General features: G+C 38.3%; 5 protein-coding genes. All 5 read left to right on the top strand.

Annotated features, from left to right (window positions below; genetic code table 11):
* Positions 1 to 1,693 precede the first annotated feature (1,693 nt).
* The 5 genes from H4J59_RS03175 to H4J59_RS03155 all read left to right on the top strand — a co-directional run bounded on the left by H4J59_RS03175 (position 1,694) and on the right by H4J59_RS03155 (position 16,835).
* Complete coding sequence (locus H4J59_RS03175; protein WP_182236741.1) at positions 1,694 to 3,526, top strand: TolC family protein; 1,833 nt, start codon at positions 1,694 to 1,696, stop codon at positions 3,524 to 3,526.
* Positions 3,526 to 4,260 (top strand): efflux RND transporter periplasmic adaptor subunit, encoded by a 735-nt coding sequence (locus tag H4J59_RS03170; protein WP_182236739.1) that lies wholly within the window; start codon positions 3,526 to 3,528, stop codon positions 4,258 to 4,260. The genes H4J59_RS03175 and H4J59_RS03170 overlap by 1 nt, the downstream gene beginning before the upstream one ends.
* A 16-nt stretch (positions 4,261 to 4,276) precedes the next feature.
* Complete coding sequence (locus H4J59_RS03165) at positions 4,277 to 13,261, top strand: VCBS domain-containing protein (protein ID WP_182236737.1); 8,985 nt, start codon at positions 4,277 to 4,279, stop codon at positions 13,259 to 13,261.
* 116 nt (positions 13,262 to 13,377) lie between these two features.
* Positions 13,378 to 14,718 carry an efflux RND transporter periplasmic adaptor subunit gene (locus tag H4J59_RS03160; RefSeq protein WP_182236736.1) on the top strand — a complete coding sequence of 447 codons (1,341 nt, stop codon included), beginning with the start codon at positions 13,378 to 13,380 and terminating at the stop codon, positions 14,716 to 14,718.
* Positions 14,718 to 16,835, top strand: coding sequence for an HlyD family efflux transporter periplasmic adaptor subunit (locus tag H4J59_RS03155; RefSeq protein WP_182236734.1), 2,118 nt, complete (start codon positions 14,718 to 14,720; stop codon positions 16,833 to 16,835). The genes H4J59_RS03160 and H4J59_RS03155 overlap by 1 nt, the downstream gene beginning before the upstream one ends.
* Positions 16,836 to 17,224 lie beyond the last annotated feature (389 nt).

Raw genomic sequence — 17,224 nt, 5'->3', positions numbered from 1 at the left:
AAATTATGCTATGGTTATTCATGCTAGCCTCCGCTTTAGTTGTTTGACACACTAATTATGGCACTGGCTTTTCAAGCTAACCCACGATAGGAGGCTAGCACCTCGTGGGGAGTCATTATGTCTAGTTTTACTCAAGGAGTGAGTTATCGAATACGCTGAAGAGTACTCAAAACCAGAAAAGTTCAAGAGAATATTATTAGCTCTTTTACTAGGTGTTTTGGCATATATTATTAATGATAAATGGTATCTTCCATTTATCAATTGGTATGTTGATACTGCACATTGCCATACTCCTTTCGGATACTCCGGTATTTCAGTGGTGTGGTATGCCTTATTTGTAGGCTTACCACTTTTATGCGCCATTGTGATCGGTCCATTTACGGCCCCAATCGGTTATAAAGGACTCATCTAAAAACAATTTCCACCTAAAGGGTTTAACGTTTTCAAACCAACCAAAATAGTACGAGGTTGGAAAAGTAGTTTAATGTCAGTATTTCAGCTATTAATCCCTATAACCCTCATTATTTTTTCTATTTGGGGGTACTTTCAAGTTGATAAAATGCCAAGTGAAGCACCCAAAGATATTGACTATAGTGTATGTAAAAACTAACAAGGAATTTAAATATAACAAAAACAGTGGGTTATATCTAACTTCGCTGCGCATTTTAACCCACTATTTTTGTCCGTTTAACGAGGCGTTGAGGCTGTAAAATAACTAATTCAGCCAAAATCACTAAATTTTTGTGTTCCTGTATCGCGCTGTAAACGATTTATTCGATATAGGCAATGCATTTGGTCCCCCTATTTTTAGGGGGAATTCATAATAAACGAGTTATTCTACAAGCTCGTTAGTTGTCGGCACAAGAACGAATGATTTATTTTCGCGTTTAGTGCTCAACACAAGATTTTGCACTTGGTTCAATTCTTTGGTTTGGCAATGGAAGTGCCGTTCAATCTACCTTCCTTGTTGCCCAACCCAGTTTTCGCCTTTCGCAGATTAATGTTTTTAATCGCTTTAGTTTTTAAGGCTCAAATTTCATATTTAGCTGTCTATGCGGAAGCGCTCTTTGGTTCTGCCTCCTATTCATTAAGCACAAGAACTTATTGTAAGCTTGGTGGTTTGAACTACCAGCAACTATAAGGCGTTGAAGTCGGACGCTAAAACAGTGCGCAATTTCATCGCCGTTATAAAAATGCTAATGCTAACTTTGTGTGCTAAGCGGAAATAAACTTAAAAATTTTTCCTATATTTTTATACCTACTTTCATCATCACTTTAATTATAAACTAATCTGCCTACGGTAGTTGTTATAGTGGTTATTGCCTATCAGCAGCTTTCCCGCGAGTTTTAATTATATCTATAATTATTTCAGTCATAGGGGCGGCAACTTCAGATTAAATTCTATTAAAAAAAACAACACCAATTTCGAACGTTTATGTTCTTGCCCTAAACCCTTTACTCTGTAGTATTTATGTATTACATTTAGATACATTTAGATACATTTTGATACATACTGTCATTAGAGTTATATAAAAACGCGGTGTGGAAAGTTCAATTATCTATTCGTTATTAAGCAAACGGTAAATTACTTTCCAATGCAATTTACTACAAATTTAGCTTTACCAGTAACCAATGTAAATGTGTTTAAAACTGTTTTTTTAATTTGTTGTTTTAATACAGAAAAGGGTTTTTTATGAGCTTTAGAATTAATCGTTGGAAAAATATTTCGATACCATTACTTTCCGTTTTTATTGTTACTGGTTGTTCGATTTCGCCCAAAGCGTGGGAAAAAAATGAAATTAAAGATGCTTCAAAGCAGGAGTTAGTTGCGTTAGATAAAACTGAAGCCATAACCAAGGCAATATCTTTGGATGAAGCTATCCATCGTGGCGTAAAGTATAATCGTCAAAAACGAGTCAGTATGATGCAATCGGCACTTGCTGAAAAACAGTTTGACTTAACGAAGTTCGATATGCTGCCAACCTTAGCGGCAAATGCCGGTTATGCGACAAGAAATAACTATGCAGCATCGGCAAGTACCGTATTTGAAGACGGAAAACCTGCTGAATTAGCGGACAGTCCAACTTACTCTGTTAGTCAAGCGAAAAAACAAACGACAGCAGATATAACGTTTAGTTGGAATATTTTAGATTTTGGTCTGTCTTATGTAAAAGCTCAGCAGCAGTCTGATAAATTTCTCATTTCAAAAGAAGGTGAGCGAAAAGTTCTTTTTAATATCACTCAAGATATTAGAAAAGCTTATTATCAAGCGGTTACTGCTGAGGAGTTGTTAAACAGAATTCATCCGCTTATGAAAGAGGTGCGAATCGCACTGCAAGATTCTGATAAGGTAAAAAGCCTACGATTAAAGTCGCCTATAAAAGCACTCACCTACCAAAGAGAATTATTAGACGTACTAAGAGATTTAGCTAGTTTAGAAAGAACTCTTATCTTTTCTAAACTAGAGCTTGCAGAGCTTATGGGACTTAAACCAGGCACAGCGTTTGAACTTGCTGATAAAGTACAGAGCAGCTATGAGTTACTCACTGTTCCGTTTAACCTCTCTACAATGGAAAAGATAGCACTAGAAAATAGACCTGAAATTTTAGAGGGTCGCTATAGAGAGCGTATTAGCCAAAAAGAATTATCAGTGGTTATGCTCAGCATGCTTCCTGGTGTGAGTCTTAATGCTGGATATAACGCAAATGACAGTCAATATGCACTAGACAATAATTGGTATAGTTTAGGTGCAAATGTGACATGGAACCTTTTTAATGTCTTTAAATATAGCCCGCTAAGTGACGCGGCAGATGCAAAAATAATTTTAGCAAAAGAGCAAAAACTGGCCATTGCATTGGCGGTTATCACTCAGGTACATCTTTCCACTGTTAGATATCAACAAGCCGTTGGTGAGTACAAACTTTCTAAAGATTACTTAAATATTTCAGAAGGGATCTATGAACAAGCGATGAATGCCAATGAACTTGATATGAGTAGTGATCTTCTGATTATAAAAGAGAAGCTAAGCTATCTACTCGCTACGTTAAGGCACTCTGCAGCGTATGCAAATATGCAAAACAGTTATGGACGAATTTATGCGTCGATGGGTATAAATAAAGACTCAGATGTAGAGTATCCAAAAGATAATATATCAGAGCAAAAAAATGACACGTTTCTCGCTAAGCCTATTAGAGAAGAGGCCGTGGTAGATGATAGTGAAACAACAGTGCAAGAAGCGCAGGAAAGTCAAGTAAGCCAAGAACAAAATGCTGAACTATTACCTGATCAAAAGCTTACTGAGCCAGGGGCTTTTGTAGCCACAGTAGATGATGTCAATACCAAGGACCTCACTAATACCCATATTCTTATCGACGTGGGAGAGGTGCTTAATATAACGGGTGAGGAATATATTGTACAACAAGATGATACCTTATCTGACTTAGCCGTAAGCTTTAATGAAAAAATGAAAGAAATTGTTAAAAACAATTTGTGGTTAATTGAACAGCGCAGGATCACATATAACTGATGAATATGAGTAAAACAGTTGTTTTATTGAGCCTGTTTTTTTTGCTGCCGGCAAAAGCAGAGATGACCGCGAGAGCGGTTGTCAGCGCTATAGATAGAACAATATTATCGGCGGAAATTTCTGGTAATGTTGTTTATCTTCCCACGGGAGACGGTGAGTATTTTAAAAAAGGGGCTCTTTTAGCTAAAATAGACTGTGCAATTTATGAAGCTCAACAGAGAAAAATTGAGATTCAAAAAAAGATAGCCCTTTACCAGATGCAAAAAAATGAACAGCTCAATAAATTGAACGCTATAGGGGCTTTTGAAGTATTAATCTCTCAAGAGGAATATAGCAAGCAAGGTGCTGAGCTAGATATCGTCTCTGTCAATGTAAAGCGATGCAAAATTTATGCGCCATTTAACGGCAGAGTTGTTGAAAAAAAGGTCAATCTGCATCAAAGCATAAAAGCACAGCAAGAGATTTTAGAAATAGTTGGCACAGGCAATTTAGAAGCGATAGTGGTTGTTCATGCCACTTGGCTAAGTTGGCTAAAAAAAGGTGACAAACTCACCTTAAATGTTGATGAAACCCAAACAGATATAAAAGTTATCGTTAAAGAGATTGGTGCTGTTGTTGATCCTACCAGTCAAACCGTATTAATAAGAGCAAAACTATTCAAACCTTATGGCAAAATAATTGCGGGTATGAGTGGTACAGCAACGTTTAATTATAAAAATAATTCTAAAAATTAGAGTCGAGGATTTAGTAATGAGCATTTCACCTCAAAAGTCACCTAAAAAATCACGTAAAATCAAACCATTAATAAGCGCGTTAGAGCCTAGAATGTTATTTGATGGCGCGGCTGTCGCAACCGCGGTAGACGCACTAGATAACAGTGATTTTACTGCAACTGAAAGTTCATTACTAGATGAAAACACTACACCAGCGGCGGTTGAAGCTTTATCTCGAGATAGAAATGAAGTGGTATTTGTTGATAGTGGTATCGCAGACTATGAAACAATTGTTGATGGTTTGGGTGCGGATGTTGAAGTCTTTATTATCGATGCAGAATCTGACGGACTAGCCCAGATCGCTGCTATTCTTGAGTCGAAAGATGAAATAGACGCGATTCATATTATCTCTCATGGTAGTACCGGTGAAATATCACTTGGCAGTAGCATTTTAAATGCAGAAAATATCTCACTTTCATCCACTGCGCTTGAGACAATCGGCGAGAGTTTAACGCAGAGTGGTGATATTTTACTTTACGGATGTAACGTAGGTGCAAATGGCGAAGGTGAAAACTTTGTCAATACACTCGCAGCAATGACCGATGCTGATGTTGCTGCTTCTGATGATATTACTGGTGCGCAGGCATTGGGTGGTGATTGGGATCTGGAGTATGATACGGGTGTTATTGATGTTGATGATTTAAGTATTGAAAATTATGATGATACATTGGCTACGATTCAAGTAGCGGTATTTAGTTTTCCAAACTTAAATGGTACAGATAGCAGTCCTGGTAATAATAATGAAAATGCCAACTTAGCAAGTATTGTTCAAGATAATATAAATAAAGGTGGAAATTATAGTTTAGATACATCTATCCAAAATTTTACTGACTCAAGTTTCGCAACAAAACTAAATAATAGTGGTTTTTTCTTTATGACTGATATGGAAAGTCAAAATCCTTTAAATCAAGCTTTTTTACCCGATGCTTCAAAAACAATTATAAATAATTGGGTTTCAGACGGTGGGGTTATGATGATGACTGGTACTTATTCGAGTAATGACACTAATTTCTTAAATACAATTTTCGGATGGGATTTAACTACAACAAGTGGCTCTAGTTGGTCCTTAAATACTACAAATGCAGCCGGCACTCCATTTGAAGGTGGTCCAGCTTCTTTATCTAATCTAAGCGCAACAGACTCTATCAGCAAAGGTACTGTCGCTAACTTTACAACTATATATGGAACTGATGATAATGCCACTGTTGCAGTTATTGAATATGGTTCAGGATATGTTATCTTTTTAGGATATGATTTTTATAATTCAGGAATATCTGGTACAGGAATATCTGGTACTACTCAATATACGACAGATGTTTCTACAGGTACGCAAAATACAAGTGATTGGGTACAAAAAATAATCCCAAGCGCCATGGAATATTCAGCTACCTTGGCAGGAGCTGGAGATATAACAGAAGATACAACTTTTACCTTTGCTTCTGATGCCTTTAAATCAGGTTCTTCAACGTTTTCTCAAACAAAAATAACTTCTCTGCCTGATGCCACAGCGGGAGTGTTAAAACTCTCAGGAACAAATGTTACCTTAGGCCAAGTGATAACAAGTACAAATTATGTAAATTTAACATTTGAACCTATAAGTAATTATAATGGGTCTACAACTTTTACTTGGCAAGGATGGGATGGTTCATCATATGGTTCAAATGCAGATTATGATATATCAATCTCTGCAGTCAACGATGCCCCTACATTTACCGTCGGTTCAAATCAAACCGTAAACGAAGATGCTGGAGTGCAAATTGTTTCAAACTTTGTAACTGGAATAGATGAAGGTGGTGGAACAGATGAAGATTCTCAAACATTAACATTTACTACAACCAATGATAATAATAGTCTGTTTTCAACCCAACCAACAATTGCAGCTAATGGAACATTAACCTATACAGCAGCTGCAAATGTCTATGGAAGTGCAACCGTTACTGTAAAACTACAAGACAATGGTGGTACAGGTAATAGTGGTGATGATACAACAACACAAATTTTTACTATCACTTTAGATTCTGTAAACGATACGCCGACACTGTCAGATTATACCGAGGTGACTAATGTAGCCGAAAACACATTAACCGGTTCAATTTCACTAGCAGATGTCGGTAAAGCTGATGTAGATACCAGCGATACACATTCATTCGTCGCGCTTACCAATGTGGCAACGACAGTCACCGATACTAATACAGTGGGTATAGGTGCAATCACCGTCTCTATGGATGCAGCGGGTGCATACACATTAACGGGCGCAGGCACTGAAAAGCTAGGCGCAGGTGAAAGTGCGACGGTCACGTTTGATGTTCAAGTTATCGATAATTCAGGCAGTGGAAACGCGACGTCAGTTGCAAAAACCATTACCTTAACCATTACTGGTACTAACGACCAGCCGACAATAGCAGGGCCTCTATCAACAATCGTGACCGACCCTATCACTGCTACAACAGATTATGTCCGTGAGACTGATTTTACCAGTTTTGTTGGTATGGCCATAGATAGTGTAACGGGCAAGGTATATGTTTCTGAGGGGCTTAATAGTAATAATACGGCAGTAAATGTCTATGACAATGTTCAAGACTTTGAAAGTGCTAGTCTATCTGGAACTATTAACCTTTCGAGTGGCGATATATTCGGCACATATTTTACCGCTGTTGATGGTGTTATCATTGGCCATAGCTCTAGCGGCACTTCACTTTCATCTTGGAATGCTCAAACTGGCGCACTAATAGATACCGCTTCTATACCTAATATTGACACGGGTGGCTTTAATTGGGGTGGCTATTCTGCTCTAAATACTTTTCAAAGTGATGCAGGTGTATTTGTATTAGGGTCTGGTACCAATAGTGGTGAGTGGGTTGTTACAGAGCTTAATGCATCGAACTTAAGTGTGGTTTCTCAAAGTACATTCAGCGCGGGTACTCTCGGTTATGCTTTTCTGGTAGGTGAAAACCTCTATCTTGGTGATTCATATTCCTCCAATCATATAAGCAAAGCATTTAATGTTACAGACGGTACACTTGACGATGTTGATATAACGTTATCCATTAGTGGCGTTTCGTATCTAAGTAATATGGTATATGACTCTGCTACCGATAGTCTTTATATCTCTAACAAGAATGGAACTAACCTACTAGAAGTTGAAAATATTTCAGCAGTATTATTTGAAGCATCTCCAGCGCTAATTGCTGAAAATAGCTTGAGTGGTTCAATTTCACTTGCAGATGTCGCTATCACTGATCTCGACACCAATGATTCACATGCGTTCGTTGTGCTTGAAGATGCAACAATGACTGTTGTTGATACCAACGCTGTGGGTATTGGTGCCATCACCGTATCAATGGATGCGGCGGGTAACTACACACTAGTCGGTGCCGGCATCGAGAAGCTTGGTGCAGGCGACAGTGCAACCGCAAGCTTCGATGTTCAAGTGGTCGACGATTCTGGTGCAGACAATGCGACGTCACTGGCACAAACCATTACCCTAATTATTGATGGATCTAATGACGCATCAGTTGCAGTAGTAGATACAGGTGCAGTAAATGAAAACTCAAGCGTAACAGTAGATGTATTAGCAAATGATACAGATATAGACAATGGAGCTACATTTACACTCGATACAGTATCGGCTCCAGTAAATAAAGGAACAGTTTCAATCGTTGCAAACAAATTAGTATTTGTAGCAAACGCAACTGACTTTGATTACTTGGCATTAGGTGTTACAGAAGATGTAATAGTTACTTACACCATGAGTGATGAGAGTGGAGCTACTTCAACATCAACATCAACGATTACCGTGATCGGGAACAATGATACGCCCACCATCTCTGCTTACACAGAAGCCGACAATGTTGCAGAAAACACCTTAACAGGCTCAATCTCTACAACGGATGTAGGTACAACAGACATTGATACCAACGATACCCATTCATTCGTCGCGCTGACCAATGTGGCAACGACAGTCACCGATACTAATACAGTGGGTATTGGTGCAATCACCGTCTCTATGGATGCAGCGGGTGCATACACCTTAACGGGCGCAGGCATTGAAAAGCTAGGCGCTGGTGAAAGTGCAGTCGTATTATTTAACGTACAAGTTAAAGATAATTCAACGTCAGGAGATGCTACCTCAGTTGCCAAAACAGTGACCTTAACCATTGATGGCAGTAACGATACGCCGGAAATTTCAGGTTACGCCGAGGTGACTAATGTAGCCGAAAATGTATTAACCGGTTCAATTTCACTCGCCGATGTCGGTCAAACCGATGTAGATACAAGCGATACACATGCGTTTATAGCGTTTACCGATGCAGCAACCACAGTAGTCGATACAAATAGTGTCGAAATAGGCGCCATTACTGTGTCGATGACAGACACTGGTGCGTACACATTAACGGGCGCAGGCATTGAAAAGCTAGGCGCTGGTGAAAGTGCAGTCGTATCATTTAACGTACAAGTTAAAGATGATTCAACGTCAGGAGATGCTACCTCAGTTGCCAAAACAGTGACCTTAACCATTGATGGCAGTAACGATATGCCGACACTGTCAGATTATACCGAGGTGACTAATGTAGCCGAAAACACATTAACCGGTTCAATTTCACTCGCCGATGTCGGTAAAACCGATGTAGATACAAGCGATACACATGCATTTGTCGTACTTGCCGATGTGGCAACGACAGTAACCGATACTAATACAGTGGGTATAGGTGCAATCACCGTCTCTATGGATGCAGCGGGTGCATACACATTAACGGGCGCAGGGATAGAGAAGCTCGGTACGGGTAAAAGTGCAGTCGTATCATTTAACGTACAAGTTAAAGATGATTCAACGTCAGGAAATGCCAGCTCAGTTGCCAAAACAGTGACGTTAACCATTGATGGCAGTAACGATATGCCGACACTGTCAGATTATACCGAGGTGACTAATGTAGCCGAAAATGTATTAACCGGTTCAATTTCACTCACGGATGTCGGTAAAACCGATGTAGATACAAGCGATACACATGCGTTTATAGCGTTTACCGATGCAGCAACCACCATAGTCGATACAAATAGTGTTGGAATAGGCGCCATTACTGTGTCGATGACAGAGACTGGTGCGTATACCTTAACGGGCGCAGGCATTGAAAAGCTAGGCGCTGGTGAAAGTGCAGTCGTATCATTTAACGTACAAGTTAAAGATGATTCAGCGTCAGGAGATGCCACCTCAGTTGCCAAAACAGTGACCTTAACCATTGATGGCAGTAACGATATGCCGACACTGTCAGATTATACCGAGGTGACTAATGTAGCCGAAAACACATTAACCGGTTCAATTTCACTCGCGGATGTCGGTAAAGCCGATGTAGATACAAGCGATTCACATGCGTTTATAGCGTTTACCGATGCAGCAACCACCATAGTCGATACAAATAGTGTCGAAATAGGCGCGATTACTGTGTCGATGACAGACACTGGTGCGTACACATTAACGGGCGCAGGCATTGAAAAGCTAGGTACGGGTGAAAGTGCAGTCGTATCATTTAACGTACAAGTTAAAGATGATTCAGCGTTAGGAGATGCCACCTCAGTTGCCAAAACAGTGACATTAACCATTGATGGCAGTAACGATACACCGACACTGTCAGATTATACCGAGGTGACTAATGTAGCCGAAAACACATTAACCGGTTCAATTTCACTCGCCGATGTCGGTAAAACCGATGTAGATACAAGCGATACACATGCGTTTATAGCGTTTACCGATGCAGCAACCACAGTAGTCGATACAAATAGTGTTGGAATAGGCACTATTACTGTTTCTATGACAGAGACTGGTGTGTATACCTTAACGGGCGCAGGCATAGAGAAACTAGGTACGGGTAAAAGTGCAGTCGTATCATTTAACGTACAAGTTAAAGATGATTCAACGTCAGGAAATGCCAGCTCAGTTGCCAAAACAGTGACATTAACCATTGATGGCAGTAACAATACGCCAGCGATACAAATAGTCGACGTAGCCGGTACAATCCTTGAAGGTACTACATTAACGGATAGTGGCTCAGTCACCTTTACCGATGTAGATTTAACCGATAGAGCAGTAGCAACAGAGGCAACAGCGATCGTTACCGCGTTGAATCAAGATGGTACGAAAGCGTTAACATTAACCGCACAACAACAAGCCGATATTGAAGCTGCATTTACTATTACTAATGTAGATACAAATACCCATGATGGCACGGTAACTTGGGATTACACCATCACTGAAGGTCAATTAGATTTCTTAGGTAAAGGTGAGGTGGTCACGGCTGTCTTTACACTTACCGTCACCGATGATGAGGGGGCAATAGATACACAAGATGTCACCATTATTATTACAGGAACAAACGATACCCCTGAGATACAAATAGTCAACGTAGCAGGAGCAATCCTTGAAGGTACTACCTTAACGGATAGTGGCTCAGTCACCTTTACCGATGTAGATTTAACCGATAGAGCAGTAGCAACAGAGGCAACAGCGATCGTTACCGCGTTGAATCAAGATGGTACGAAAGTATTAACATTAAGTGCACAACAACAAGCCGATATTGAAGCTGCATTTACTATTACTAATGTAGATACAAATACCCATGATGGCACGGTTGCTTGGGATTACACCATCACTGAAGGTCAATTAGATTTCTTAGGTGAAGGTGAAGTGGTCACGGTTGTCTTTACACTTACCGTCATAGATGATGAAGGGGCAATAGATACACAAGATGTCACCATTACTATTACAGGAACAAACGATACCCCTGAGATACAAATAGTCGACGTTGCAGGTGCAATCCTTGAAGGTACTACCTTAACGGATAGTGGCTCAGTCACCTTTAGCGATGTCGATTTAACCGATACATCAGTAGCAACAGAGGCTCTATCAGTAAGTGCTTTAGCTCAAAATGGTACTGATGCATTAACGTTAACAGCACAACAACAAGCCGATATTGAAGCAGCATTTAGTATTACTAATCCAGAATCAAACACCCATAATGGAACGGTTACCTGGGGTTATACTATCACTGAAGGTGAATTAGATTTCTTAGGTGAGGGTGAAGTGGTCACGGCTGTCTTTACACTTACCGTCACGGATGATGAAGGCGCAACAGATACACAAGATGTCACCATTATCATTACCGGCTCAAACGATACCCCTGAGATACAAATAGTCGACGTAGTAGGCGCAATTCTTGAGGGTACTACCTTAACGGATACTGGCTTAGTCACTTTTACTGATGTAGATTTAACTGATACACCAGTAGCAACAGAGCTTACAAAATCAGTTACGGCACTTAATCAAGATGGTGAAACAACACTTATTTTATCAGAGCAACAACAAGCCGATATTGAAGCCGCGTTTACTATTACTAATGTAGATACAAATACCCATGATGGCACGGTAACTTGGGATTATACCATCACTGAAGGTCAATTAGATTTCTTAGGTAAGGGTGAAGTGGTCACGGCTGTCTTTACACTTACCGTCACAGATGATGAGGGGGCAATAGATACACAAGATGTCACCATTACTATTACAGGAACAAACGATACCCCTGAGATACAAATAGTCGACGTAGCGGGTACAATCCTTGAAGGTACTACCTTAACGGATAGTGGCTCAGTCACCTTTAGCGATGTCGATTTAACCGATAGAGCAGTAGCAACAGAGGCAACGGCGACCGTTACCGCGTTGAATCAAGATGGTACGACAGTATTAACATTAAGTGCACAACAACAAGCCGATATTGAAGCTGCATTTACTATTACTAATGTAGATACAAATACCCATGATGGCACGGTTGCTTGGGATTACACCATTACTGAAGGTCAATTAGATTTCTTGGCCGAGGGAGAGGCAGTTACCGCGGTATTTACGCTTACTGTAACGGATGATGAAGGCGCAACAGCGACACAAGATGTGGTTATTACGCTAACAGGTAGCAATGATAAAATAGTCGCTTCAACGGACAATATTGATGCACTAGAGCAATCATTTGGTACTGACTTCACTATGGACATATCAACACAGTTTAGTGATATTGATTTAACTGATGAGATGACTTTCACAATTTCTGGCTTACCAAATGGCTTGGTATATGATCAAGATAGTGGTGTTATTTCAGGTAGATTAAACGATATAGGTAACTTTGCCATTGTTATCAGCGTGGATGATGGAGAAGCGCTAACAACAAAAACATTTGAGTTAGAAATTCTTGCTCCGGCAGAAGCCGTTGCGCCAACCATAGAGGTTGAAGTTGCAGAAACAACAGAAATTATAGAACAGCCATTTGACTTAGCAAGAGGATCATCAGGAGAGGACTTAATTCAAGATGCTTCTCAGAAATCAGCAGGAAGCGGCTCACAAGATAATGCAAACAATGCTGAAAATAACGAATCTTTGGCTATTTTGACGTCTCCTGGCAACAAGGACGTTATCAGTTATGATACTGATAACTCTGATAACTCGGTAGTAACTGCTGATGTAACAGTAAGTGTCGATGCAAATGGTCAACTTAGTTTTGATGATACCGTTGAGGCTATCGATTTTAAACTTCAAAATATCAGCTTCACATCAAATACAATCACCGTTGATATTAGTGATGAGCATGATTCTAAAGAGGAGGTTTTTTATCAAGGAAGTTATGGTGGTGGTAAAGCGTTACCATCAGGTTTAAGCATAAATGCTGAAACAGGTCAGATTACGGGGACTATTCCCGAAGATATGGTGGATGAAGAAGGAAATATTCAATTAGAAGTCTCTGCTTATAATGAAACAACAAAGGAGACAACAGTTTTAAAAATTAAAATAAATGTTAATGAAGTAAAAAATGCTGTTACACCTACCGCTGAAGTAGTGTATATACCTCTGAATGATCAATTAGAGATGCAAAGTGAGAATATAAATAACTATGGTCATGAGTTATCTAAACTGTTTGCCGTGTAGCTAGCATAAAAAATAGTGAGTGTATAAAATCGAGCATATTATCCAACTGAATTTCACCTAGATAATATGTTCTAAAATTTATTTTTTGTTCTAAACGGCAGAAGGAAGTTTAAAGTTTGAAAAATATTGCGCAGTTATTGCAGCTTGAAGAGAATTGTCGCAATTGTGATAGTGCAAAAGAATTAGGTTACATCATAGTAAATGAGACAAGAGATCTGATCTCTTATGATCAAGCTGCTCTTATATCACCCGATATAAGAGCGAAGTTGAGAGTACAAGAAATTTCTGATATTTCTGTCGTAGAAACGACATCTCCCTTTACTCAGTGGATTGAGGGTGTAGCAAATCACTTGCTTGACTTAGAAGATTCATCATCTTTACATGTCGTTAATATACAAAGCGATTTAACGCTTGCACAGCAAACTGAACTTAAAGATTTTAGTCCGTCGAATATATTATGGATCCCTTTAACAACTAAAAAAGAGATAGACGTTGAGTTTTATTTGATGCTGTTTAAAAACAGTTTATGGAGTGATAATGAAAAGTCGCTTTTAAAACATCTTGCCTCGTCATACAGTTATTTTTTATATTCATTACATAAATCTAGTTTTAATATATGGCTAAAAAACAGATCTTTTAACAGTAAGTATGTAAAAGTCGCATTAGCATTAATACTATTGCTAATGTTCGTCCCGATAAACTTAACCGTTTTGGCGCCTTTAGAAGTTAAGGCTAAAAACCCTCTTGTTATAACCTCACCATTAAATGGTGCTGTAGATAAAGTTAACGTATTCCCTGATCAAGTGGTAAAAAAAGGTGCTTTGATTGTTAAACTAAAAGATACCGAGTTTAACAATAACTATATTATTGCAAAAAGAACCCTCGAAGTTGCAAAAGCCCAACTTCATACGACGAAGCAAAATAGCTTTGTCGATTACAGTAAAAAAAGCCAAATTGCGACTATTGAATCAGAGGTACGGTTAAAAGAAGCTGAGATGGAGTTTGCAAAGTATGAGTTTGAAAAAACTAATATTTATGCAGAAGAGTCGGGAACGGTAGTTATCAATGATCCAAATGAGTGGGTTGGTAAATCAGTTGTTGTTGGGGAAAGAATTCTACTGATAGCGGATCAAAAAAGCATACAGCTTAAAATAATGCTGCCCGTAAGTGATGCCATCTTTTTAAATAAGGGGGCATTGGTAAAGATTTTCTTTGATAACGACCCTTTAAATACATGGAGCGGTAAAATATCTCAAATATATTATGAGCCTGAATTAACGCCTCAAACGGTTTTGTCTTATAAAATCATCGCTGATTTTGATAAAATTGATGAAAATGGATATATTCCTAAAATAGGTTTACGGGGAACTGCAAAAATATACTCAGAGAAGGTGACTCTGTTCTTTTATTTGTTTAAAAAACCTATTACGACAATAAGACAGTGGGTTGGTTGGTGATGAACCAAGAAAGTGAGAAAAAACTGCCCAAGTTAAGACAAGATTTAAAAATACTTCAAACCTCGGCGGGAGAAGATGGATCGAAAAGATGGCTTCTGTTTGACCCAATACAAAATAAATACTTCACTATTGCTCTGGATACTTTTGAGCTTATTTCTAAATGGAATGAAAACAAAACGGGCAGTGAATTTCTGGCTGATTTGCAAAAAGAGGGCTACGAATTTGACCAAGCGAGTCTAGATACTTTTATTCACTTTATAGTCGCAAGCGGTTTGACGGTTACTGACAACCACGAGGGTGTTTTAAGATTAGTAAATACGTCTGAATTGGCTAAAAAAAATATTTTTAAGTGGTTGATACATAATTATCTTTTTATAAGAATTCCTGTTTTCAAACCCGATAAATGGTTGAGTGATAATTTACGTTTTGTGCACTTTTTTTATAGCAATCTTTGGCGAAATATTGTCCTTTTCTTAGGGGGCATAGGCATTATTTTGGTGTTAAGAAATTGGGATACTTATGTTTCTACATTTCAACATTTTTTTTCCAAAGAGGGTTTGTTTTTTTACTTTATCACTCTCTTATTTATTAAGAGTTTTCATGAGTTAGGGCACGCATTTACGGCCAAAAAATATGGATGCAAAGTTCCCTCTATCGGGGTCGCATTTTTGGTGTTATTTCCTGTTTTATATACCGACACGTCCGACTCTTGGAAACTAAAATCAAAAAACAAACGTCTTAAGATTGTTTTTGCTGGTATAAAAGTTGAATTGTATTTAGCAATGCTTGCAACTTTTCTGTGGTCATTTACCCCTGATGGAATCATAAATAGCATACTATTTATGATTGCAACGACAAGTTGGATAACGTCGATACTTTTAAATATCAGTCCATTTTTGAAATTTGATGGCTATTACGCTTTATCAGATTGGAGCGAAAGTGAAAATCTGCAACCACGGTCTTTTGCAATGGCTAAATGGTATATAAGAGGTCTTGTTTTAGGGCTACAAGAAGAAGCACCGGAGTATTTAAGCAGTAAAAAAAGAAATTTTTTTATTATTTATGCAATATTAACGTCTATATATAGATTCTTTCTGTTTCTTGGTATTGCTGTTTTAGTTTATTATTTTGCATTTAAAGTCTTGGGGATCATCCTCTTTTTAGTTGAGATTATTTGGTTTATCTTATTGCCTATCTATAAGGAGTTGAAAATCTGGTGGAATAAAAAAGAGAAAATTACTCTGAATAAAAATAATAAAATATCTTTAGTCGTTATCTTAATGATGACTTTTATTTTCTTTGTTCCTTGGAATGCTAAAATAAATTTGCCGGCTATATTGCAAGTTGAAAATTATACGAATATCTATGCGAACAAAGAGTCACAAATAGTATCTATTAACTTCAAAAGTGGTGACCGTGTGAATAAAGGTGATGTGTTACTTTTATTAGAGTCACCAAACTTATCTCTCTCTATTGAAAAATGTAAACAAGAAATTGAGACGATTAAATTGGAGCTAAAAAAACAGGCGGGTTCAAAAGATATACTCGCAAAAATATTCTTACTTGAAGAGAATTTAATACGTAAAGAGAAAGAGTTAGAAGGGTTCCTTGGCGTTAATGCAAAGCTAACTGTAGTTGCTCCTTTTGACGGGTATATATACTTCAATGATACTTATGGTGTAAACCAATGGGTTAACCCTAAAGAGCCTATATTATCAATATACGATCCGAACAAGCTTAAAATAAGAGCCTTTTGCCCTGAAGAAAGAGTTCGAGATGTAGATATTAACTCAGCTTCATATTTTATATCGAATCTTAGTGAAGTTGATACTATCGATGTTGATATTAACTCTATTTCCGAAGTATCAACACCTTATTTAAGATATCCAGAGTTAAGCTCTGAATATGGCGGAGATATAGCGACAAGGCATGATTTTAATAAACGAATGTATAGTGAAAAGGCTTATTATCAAATAAATGCGGCGGTATTGAACAGTAATCGAATCTTTAAAATCAGAACAAAAGGCACGCTTGTTGTAAGCGGTGTAAGAAGAAGTATTGCTAAAATATTTTTACTTAAATTTGTCTCAGTTTTAATAAGAGAAAGTGGCTTTTAGACTTTTTGAAAACCTCTAAAACCGCGGCCCTTCATAATGTAGGGTTCAGCTGGAATTAGAAACGCCTTTAGGCAGGGAATAGTGTTACGTAACAATAGTGCTTTAAGTTGATATTTAACATCTTTTAAGTCTTTCATACCTGTTTCACGTGCTTGGGATAAATCGTGGAAATAAATAAGTTGCTAAACGAAAAAATAACAGTTTAAGTGGAGCATTGGTTTGTGTAATTGCTATAGAAATGTTGTTTTCGGGCCAAAATGATGTGATTGGTTCTGGATATGCAATTGCGCTTCAATATGGAATAATCTTTGTTGCAGAAGCAATTATTGGGTTATTTATATACGATGAAAAGAGCACATAATAGGCGCTTAAGCGGGCGTTAGACCTTC

Origin of the sequence: Colwellia sp. MB02u-10, from assembly GCF_014077185.1 — a bacterium.
In the GTDB taxonomy this organism is placed as follows: Bacteria; Pseudomonadota; Gammaproteobacteria; order Enterobacterales; family Alteromonadaceae; genus Cognaticolwellia.
The sequence above is the reverse complement of the archived record's forward strand: the minus strand, read 5'-3'. Positions and strand labels throughout refer to the sequence as shown.